We start from the raw sequence: 8,547 nt of genomic DNA on the forward strand, positions 1-8,547 counted from the left end.
CGCTGACGTCCGAGCGTTGACGTCCTATAGGACGTCAACGCTCGGACGTCAGCGGTATTGGGGGGGGGCGATCTCAGGAGCTAGGCGTCAGGAGACAGGGGTCAGTCGGGGTCGGGGACCAGGTCCTCGGCGTCGATGATCGTGTAGGCGTAGCCCTGCTCGGCGAGGAAGCGCTGGCGGTGCGCGGCGAACTCCTGGTCCACGGTGTCGCGCGCGACGACCGTGTAGAAGTGCGCGGTGCGCCCGTCGGCCTTCGGGCGCAGGATGCGGCCCAGTCGCTGGGCCTCCTCCTGGCGCGAGCCGAACGAGCCGGAGACCTGGATCGCGACCGAGGCCTCGGGCAGGTCGATGGAGAAGTTGGCGACCTTGCTCACCACGAGCTTGGTGATCTTGCCGGTCCGGAACTCCTCGAACAGCCGCTGCCGCTCGGGCACGGTCGTCGCACCGGTGATGACCTCGGCGTTCAGGTGCTCGGCGAGCTCGGCGAGCTGGTCGAGGTACTGCCCGATGATCAGCGTCGGGTCGCCCTCGTGCTTGGCGACGAGCTCCTCCACGATCCGGTTCTTGCCGCTCGCGCAGGACGCCAGGCGGTACCGGTCCTCGGGCTCGGCGGTCGCGTAGGTCATCCGCTCGCGCTCGGGCAGGGTGAGGCGGACCTCGACGCACTCGGCCGGCGCGATGTAGCCCTGCGCCTCGATGTCCCGCCACGGGGCGTCGAACCGCTTGGGCCCGATCAGGGAGAACACCTCGTCCTCGCGGCCGTCCTCGCGCACCAGCGTGGCGGTCAGACCGAGCCGGCGTCGGGCCTGGAGGTCCGCGGTCATCCGGAAGATGGGCGCGGGCAGCAGGTGGACCTCGTCGTAGATGACCAGGCCCCAGTCGCGGGCGTCGAGCAGCTCGAGGTGCGTGTAGACGCCCTTCCGCCGGGTGGTCATCACCTGGTACGTCGCGATCGTGACCGGGCGGACCTCCTTGCGCGAGCCGGAGTACTCCCCGATCTCGTCCTCGGTGAGCGAGGTGCGCTTGAGCAGCTCGTCGCGCCACTGGCGCGCCGAGACGGTGTTCGTGACCAGGATGAGTGTGGTGGTTTGCGAGCGGGCCATGGCGCCGGCGCCGACCAGGGTCTTGCCCGCCCCGCAGGGCAGCACCACGACGCCCGATCCACCGTGCCAGAAGCTCTCGATGGCGTGCTGCTGGTAGGGCCGCAGCTCCCAGCCGGAGGTGTCCAGCTCGATCGCGTGCGCCTCGCCGTCGACGTACCCGGCCAGGTCCTCCGCGGGCCAGCCGAGCTTAAGCAGCACCTGCTTGAGGTGGCCGCGCTCGGAGGGGTGCACGACGACGTCCGTCGGGTCGAGCCGCTCCCCCACCAGGCCGTGCGTGCGCCGCGAGCGCAGCACCTCTTCCAGGACCGCGCGGTCCAGCGCGTGCAGGATGAGGCCGTGCACCGGGTCGCTCACGAGCTGCAGGCGCCCGTAGCGGGACATCGTCTCGGCGACGTCGACCAGCAGGGCGTGCGGCACCGGGTAGCGCGAGTACTCGAGCAGCACGTTGACGACCTGCTCGGCGTCGTGCCCGGCGGCGCGCGCGTTCCACAGGCCGAGCGGGGTCAGCCGGTAGGTGTGCACGTGCTCGGGCGCGCGCTCGAGCTCGGCGAACGGGGCGATCTCGCGTCGGCACGCGTCGGCCCGTTCGTGACCCACTTCCAGCAGCAGTGTCTTGTCGCTCTGGACGATCAGGGGGCCGTCGCTCATGTGCTCTCTTCTCCTGGATCGACGAGGGTCACGCCGGCGATGCGGTGCACGGCCACGGTTAGCTCGGCGTCGCGTGCGAGGTCGACGGCGCGTACCCGTCCGGCGTCCACGCGCAGCGGGCGCACCCGACGACGTCGCGGTGTGCCCTGCGGACCGACGATCTCGAGCCAGACCTCCCGGCCTTCGGCGGCCGCTTCCCGCAGGGTGGCCAACGCGGCGATGGGGTCGACTGTTCCCGCCGGGCTCGCGGCGGCCTCGCGCGAGTGCGCGGCGCGGTCCGAGAGGGCGGCGGCCTCGGCCCGGCGCAGGTTCGGGATGAGCGCGGCGAGCTGGTCGCTGCCGGGGCTCGCCTCGCCGTGGCCGGTCGCGGTTCCGGGTCGGCCGTTCACGCCCAACGACGGCGCCGCGCTCGGCGCCGCGCTGACGACGCCACCCGCGCCGCGACGGCGTCGGGCACCGGCACGGACCCGGCGCGCGACCGGGCGGGCGTGCACGACCTGGCCGTCCGGGCCCTCGCCCGCGGGGGCGAGCCCACGCTCGCGCAGGGCGGCGAGCAGCGCGGTCGGGCTTGCGTGCGCCGCGAGCACGGTCGGCGCGAGCCGGACGAGGCCGAGGTCGGCGAGCGTCGGGTCCTCGACGAGGCCGGCGAGCAGCGTCGGGTCCTCGGCGCGGATGTAGCCGAGCGCGGAGCCGACCCGCAGGCGTCCGTGGCGCCGGGCAGCGTCCCGGACCAGGTACTCCAGCGGTTGCGGGACCGGGCCGGTGGCCCGTTCGGTGAGCTCGGCGAGCAGCTCGTCGGCGGTCTGCCCGCCGTCGAGCGCGGCCCGCACGGACTCGGTCGTGAAACGGACCGTGACCGCGGCGCCGCGCGACTCGACGTTCGCCGCGCGCTCGAGCAGCGCCGCGAGCTCGCGGGTGGGGCGCCCGGGCACGACGCCGGTCAGGTCGCCCTGCAGGACCATGTCGGAGACCGCGACGGGCAGTGACTTCGCGAGGGTCTGCGCAGCCGACAGCGAAGCCGCCTCCCCGCGGGTGCGCGCGGGAGTCGGACTGTGCTCGGCGAGCAGGGCGTGGCCTGCGGTCGCGAGCGCCTCGGCGCCCAGCACGCCGAGCGATCCGGCCTCGCTGAGCGTCGCCGCGACCGCGGCCAGCGGCGGCACGCTGCGCGGAGTGCGCCAGCGCAGCACCGACGTGACATCCTCGGCGCTCAGCACGGTGCCCGGTTCGCGAGCGGCGAGCACGTCCAGCACGGCTCGGCGCAGGCGCGGGGCCCACGGCCGGGCGAGCTCGGGGTCGAGCGCGGCGCGCAGCTCGCCGCGCTCGTCGCGACCGCCCACGACCCAGGGGGTGCGGGTCATGGTCAGCCACGCGGTGGCGAGGGTGGCCCAGCGTTCGGGCAGGTCCGCCTCGAGCCAAACGTCGACGTCGAGGGTGGGGGAGAAGGTGGGCTGGTCCTCGCCGTCGTCGACGACGAGGCCCGCGGCCCCGGCGAGCTCCACGATCAGCGCCGCGAGGGCATCGTCGATCTCGAGCTGGGCGGCGACGCGGCGCAGCTCGCGGACGCCGAGCCCGCCCGAGCGGAGCACCGGCGGCGGCACGCGTTCCCACTCGCGGATCAGGGCGGCGATCAGCCGGACGGCGTCCTGCGCGGCTCGCGCGGACTCGGCCTCGACGGTGGCGGTCGGCAGCCGGGTCCCGACGGGCCGGGGTTCGCCGGCGGCGGGCTCGCGATGCGTGCGCCCGGCGCGCAGCGCCAGGCCGAGCTGGCGCGGCAGGATGACCCGCGCCGAGTCCGTCGAGCGGAGCAGGCCGCGCGCGACGAGCCAGTCCACCGCGGTGCGCGGGCCGACCGACGCGGGCGCCGGGATGCGGCCGACCGGGGGACCCCAGGTCAGCGCGTCGAGCACCTCGCGCGCCCCGGGCGGCGCGTCGATGAGCAGTTGCGCGACGGCGGCGGCGAGCGCGGTCGGGTCGATCGGCGTGGCCGCGAGCGCCGCGTCCAGGGCGCCGCCGAGCGCGGCCTCGGGGCCGGTGGCGGTCGCGATCGGGCCGAGGCCGGCGGGGTACGGGCCGAGCAGCTCGCCCAGACCCGGGGCCGGGTGCACGGTGTTGTCCTCGCCCCAGAGCAGCGCGAGCTCGACGGCGTTCGCGACGGCGCCCTGCATCGGGGCGCCGATCGCGGCGGCGATGTCGTCCGGGGTGAGCGTCGGGCGCACGTCGTGCAGGGCGACGGCGGCTTCGAGGACCTGGAGCACGGACGCGTCGACCGCGGCGAGGGCGCGCTCAAGGCTGAACCGGCTGGTCGCACGCGCGGCGAGGGAGACGAGCGTCGAAGGTGCGGGACTTGCCAGGTCAGGGCGCCGGTCGAGCAGGGAAATGAGTTCGGCATCGCTGCGCGAGCGCAGGTGCTCGCTGAAGGTGGCCATCCGGACTAGAGTACGCGGCCCGCCGGGGTTGCCGGTGCGCTCGTGCGCGCCGTGGAGCCGTGACACGCCTGCGACGCGGTCCAGCGGGGTGCGCGCGCCGGTCGAATGTGGCCGGCTCGGGGCACGCGCGACCGTCGAAGCCGGTGGTGATCTGGGTGAGCGCCGCCGCGGCGGCCCGGGAGCCCAGCGAGCGCGCGTCCTGCGGGCGAACTGGCCCCGTGCAGATGCAGCAGGCGTGCGGACGCAGGCTAGAGGCGTGCGCACGCCGGTGTGAGCGCGCCCGCGCGCGAGTTCGCCGTTTCGACGCGAGTTCGCCGGTCGAACGGTGTGAGTGCTCCCGCAGGGCGCGAGTTCGCCCTTTTGAGGCGAGTTCGCCGGTCGAAAACGACGAACTCGCCTCAACATGACGAACTCGAGCCACCGACGGGAGGTAGATCCCGGATCGGGGTGAGGTTGGTCACGATCTGGCTCGGGAGGCGACGGAAGACGCGTTGCAGCAGTGATTCGGGGGCGCGACGGTCGGCGGCGGTGACGCGCAGGACGCCCCAGCCCTCCTCCTCGATCGCATCCTGGCGGCGCTTCTCCTCGAACACTGCGCGGGCCGGGTCCCCGCCGGACAGGGTCGAGTACTTCACGAACCCGTCGAACTCGATGAGCAGCTTCCACTCGGACCAGCCCAGGTCGGCCCGGAACCAGCCCAGGCGGGTGCGGACGGGGATCTGCAGCTCGGGCCGCGGGAGTCCGGCGCGCAGCAGGACGTACCTGACGAACGTCTCCCACGGCGACTCCGCCTGACCGTCGGCGAACCCCAGGACGACCCGGGCAGCTGCGACGCCGCGTCGTCCGGCCTGCGCCGCGACTCGGTCGGCGATGGCGCTCGGGTCGGCGCCGAGCCGGAGCGCCGAGTCGGCGATCACCAGGGCGTCGAGCGGGGGCAGGGCTGTGAGGCAGTCGGCGACGGTGCGGTCGAGCGAGGTCACCGGGACGCCGCGTCGCGTCGTCCGGTCTGCAGGCGCGAGACCCATCAGGTGTCGCGCCAACTGGGGGTCGCTGTGCCGGTTGGGGCGCACGGTCTGGATCAGGTGCGTGCGCGTGGGCGGGTTCCAGACGGCGCAACCCCAGATCAGCGCCGCGGACTCATGGCTGAACCAGAACGGCGTTCGAAGCTGCCGGCCGACGGCGGCGATCCGGGCCAGCGCGAGCTCCGTCGCCGCCGCGGACGAGGACAGCTTCGACGCGGCGACCGGGGCTGACGACGTCGCGCGACCGGTTCGCTTGGGGGTTGCGCGGCGATACGCGCCGCTGCGGATCCGCTCGAGCTCGCCGACCCGGACGGCGGCGACCAGGGCAGCCGGAACCACCTCGCGGGCCAGGACGACCGTCGGCAGGGCGACCCCGGCGGGCGCATCGACCTGGGTCAGGTGGGGTGTGCGGCTCTGCGGCTCGGACATGCACGCACCCTGACTCGTGAGACCGCCGTCCGGAAGGTCGCGCCCGAGCGTCGGTGGGAGGACTGCCGCCGCGCGTGTCTGGGGTCGGCGAATGCCCCTGGCACCTCGACCGGCGTCGTGCCGCAGGAGCGCAGGGACTGCGAGGAGTGTTGGGGCGCAGGGAGTTCGCGAGCGCAAGGAGTGCAGGAGGTGCAGCAACCCGTGAGCCGTCCCTGCGTCGCGGTCGTGCGTCGGCCGCGTTCGGCGGCGGCCGGCAGGCGGTCGGTGCGGCCCGCGACGTCGGTGAGTTCGCCGGTTTGCCCTCGAGTTCGCCGTAAGAGACCGGCGAACTCGCGTCGGATCGGCGAACTCGAGGAAAGTGGGTGGGGCGGCGCGGGGGCTTCGGGGAACTGGGAGGGGGTGCGGACCGATAAACTGGATCGCTAAGGTCCCATTCTTCTCCCGACGACGTCACAAGAGGTTCCAGTGCCCACCGGCAAGGTCAAGTGGTTCGACACCGAGCGTGGATTCGGTTTCATCGCCAGCGACACAGGCGACGAGATCTTCCTGCACGCCTCGGCGCTGCCCGCGGGCGTCACCGCGCCCAAGCCTGGGACCAAGGTCGACTTCGGCGTGGCCGACGGCCGGCGTGGCCCGCAGGCGCTGTCCGTGAAGCTGCTCGACCCGGTCCCGTCCGTGGCGAAGGCGGCGCGCAAGCCCGTCGACGACATGGTCGTCATCGTCGAGGACCTCATCAAGGTGCTCGACAAGCTCGGCAACGACCTTCGTCGTGGCCGCTACCCGGAGAAGGCAGCGGGCGACAAGTACGCCGCCATGCTCCGCGCCGTCGCCGACAACCTCGAGGTCTGATCCGTGGCTGCAGCGACCAAGGACGCCATCCTCATCTCCGCCGTCGACCAGGCTCGCCAGGTCGCCATCGAGGCGGCCGAGAACCCGGCGCACGTCGGTGAGCACCTCGGCGCCGTCGTCGAGGGCGAGCGGCTCGTCTCGCATCAATTCGCGTGCACCGCCCCGGGCTACCGCGGCTGGCACTGGACCGTGACGCTCGCCCGCGTGCCGCGCGCTCGGGTCGCGACCGTGTGCGAGGCCGAACTGCTGCCCGGCGACGACGCGATCCTCGCGCCCAGCTGGCTGCCGTGGTCGGAGCGGCTGCGCCCGGGGGACATCGGCCCCGGCGACGTGCTGCCGTTCCTGGCCGACGACCCGCGCCTGGTGCCCGGCTACGTCGCGACCGGCGACGAGGACGAGGACCGGGTCGCGATCGAGGAGCTGGCCCTGGCCCGCGCCCGCCTGCTCTCCCGCGAGGGCCGCGACCGGGCCGCCGAGCGCTGGTACGCGGGCTCGCAGGGGCCCACGTCCCCGACCGCTGTTGCGGCAAGCGCTGCCTGCCTGACCTGCGCCTTCATGATCCCGTTGAGTGGCCCGCTCGGGCAGCTCTTCGGCGTGTGCGCGAACGAGTGGTCGCCCGACGACGCCAAGGTCGTCAGCCTCGATCACGGTTGCGGCGCGCACTCGGAGACCGACCTCGAGCCGCATCCGAGCGACTGGCCCGCGTCGGGCCCGAAGTTCGACGACATGGACCTCGAGCTGGTGTCGATGATCGTCGAGGAGCCGACCGCGATCCCGGAGGAGCCGCGCGCCGAGGTCCCCGCCGAGGACGTTGTCGCTGCGCCGGATGCGCCCGAGGTCGTCGAGCCTGAGGGCGAGGTCGCTGCCGAGGCTGACGCTGACGCTGAGGTCGCCGTCCCCGAGGCTGAGGGTGAGGGTGAGGTCGCCTCCCCCGAGGCTGAGGGTGAGGCTGAGGTCGCCTCCCCCGAGGTTGAGGGTGAGGCTGAGGTCGCCTCCCCCGAGGTTGACGCCGAGGTCTCTTTCCCCGAGTCGACCGACCACGTCGTCGACGCTGTCGCCGTCGAGTCGGACACGTTCGAGCCCGCGAACCCGGACGACGTCACCGCCGAGCCCGCGAACCCCGAGGACGCCGTCGACGTTCCCGACGACGACGACCCCCGCTCCCACCCCGAGTCGTGACCCAGGACGCCTTCGGGACCGCGGCACTGCGCGCCGCCGTCCTGCAGGCGTGGATCGCGTCGCCGTCCCGGCTGCGCGAGGACGCGAACACCGAAGAGGACCACGCCCGCGGCTACTACCGCGACCGGGTCGTCGTCGAGCTCGCGCAGAACGCCGCCGACGCGGCCACGCGCGGCGGCGTCCCGGGCCACCTGCTGCTGCGGCTGAGCACCGTGGACGGCCAGGCCGTGCTCGTCGCGGCGAACACCGGCGTGCCGCTGGACGCCGACGGCGTCACGTCCCTCGCCTCGTTGCGGGCGTCGGCCAAGCGGGACGCACGAGGCGCGACGTCGCCCGTCGGCCGCTTCGGGGTCGGCTTCGCCGCCGTGCGGTCCGTCGCGGACGAGGTCGCGGTCCGCTCGACCACCGGCGGGGTGCGGTTCTCCCTCGCCGAGACCACCCTCGCGCTCGGCGCCCTGGCCCCGTCCAGCCCGGCGTTGGCGGCCGAGGTCGCCCGCCGCGACGGCTCGCTCCCCGCGCTGCGCCTGCCCATGCCCGACGACGTGCGTCCGCCGGTCGGCTACGACACCGCGGTCGTGCTCACGCTGCGCGACGCCGCCGCGCGCGACGAGGTGCATGCCCTGCTCAGCGCGGTGGGGGACCCGCTGCTGCTCGCCCTGCCCGCGCTCACCGAGATCGTGGTGGAGATCGACGTCGCGGGCGAGAGCTCGCTGCGCCGCCTCGCCGACGTCGTCGCGCGATGGACGATCGCCCGCGGCGCCGGGACGCTGGATCTTGCGCTGCTCGCGGACCGGCCGGTCGAGGAGCGGTCCGCGCGCGACTGGCGAGTGACGTGGGCCCTGCCGCGGACCGAATCCGCCGGCGCGCGCACCGGCTTCGGCGGGCTCGGCG

Annotated in this window: 6 protein-coding genes; 3 read left to right on the top strand and 3 right to left on the bottom strand. The window is 74.2% G+C overall.

Annotated features, from left to right (window positions below; all coding sequences use genetic code 11):
• Positions 1–101 precede the first annotated feature (101 nt).
• From VIM26_RS14400 to VIM26_RS14410, 3 genes are all read right to left on the bottom strand, one after another.
• The gene (locus VIM26_RS14400) at positions 102–1,751 is read right to left on the bottom strand and encodes a DNA repair helicase XPB (RefSeq protein ID WP_331952337.1); all 1,650 of its coding nucleotides are present in this window, start codon (positions 1,749–1,751) and stop codon (positions 102–104) included.
• Positions 1,748–4,177, bottom strand: coding sequence for a helicase-associated domain-containing protein (locus tag VIM26_RS14405; RefSeq protein ID WP_331952339.1), 2,430 nt, complete (start codon positions 4,175–4,177; stop codon positions 1,748–1,750). The genes VIM26_RS14400 and VIM26_RS14405 overlap by 4 nt, the downstream gene beginning before the upstream one ends.
• A 398-nt stretch (positions 4,178–4,575) precedes the next feature.
• The gene (locus VIM26_RS14410) at positions 4,576–5,628 is read right to left on the bottom strand and encodes a hypothetical protein (RefSeq protein WP_331952341.1); all 1,053 of its coding nucleotides are present in this window, start codon (positions 5,626–5,628) and stop codon (positions 4,576–4,578) included.
• 465 nt (positions 5,629–6,093) lie between these two features.
• Between VIM26_RS14410 and VIM26_RS14415 the strand changes: the two genes are divergently transcribed.
• From VIM26_RS14415 to VIM26_RS14425, 3 genes are all read left to right on the top strand, one after another.
• Entirely contained in the window at positions 6,094–6,477 is a 384-nt protein-coding gene (locus tag VIM26_RS14415; protein WP_331952343.1) for a cold shock domain-containing protein, read from the top strand.
• A gap of 3 nt (positions 6,478–6,480) precedes the next feature.
• On the top strand, positions 6,481–7,656 hold the full coding sequence (locus VIM26_RS14420; protein ID WP_331952345.1) for a DUF3027 domain-containing protein: 1,176 nt from the start codon (positions 6,481–6,483) through the stop codon (positions 7,654–7,656).
• Positions 7,653–8,547, top strand: an 895-nt coding sequence (locus VIM26_RS14425) for a sacsin N-terminal ATP-binding-like domain-containing protein (protein ID WP_414696493.1), incomplete at its 3' end; no start/stop codon positions are given. The genes VIM26_RS14420 and VIM26_RS14425, both read left to right, overlap by 4 nt.

Origin of the sequence: Pengzhenrongella sp., assembly GCF_036565025.1 — a bacterium.
GTDB lineage: Bacteria > Actinomycetota > Actinomycetes > Actinomycetales > Cellulomonadaceae > Pengzhenrongella.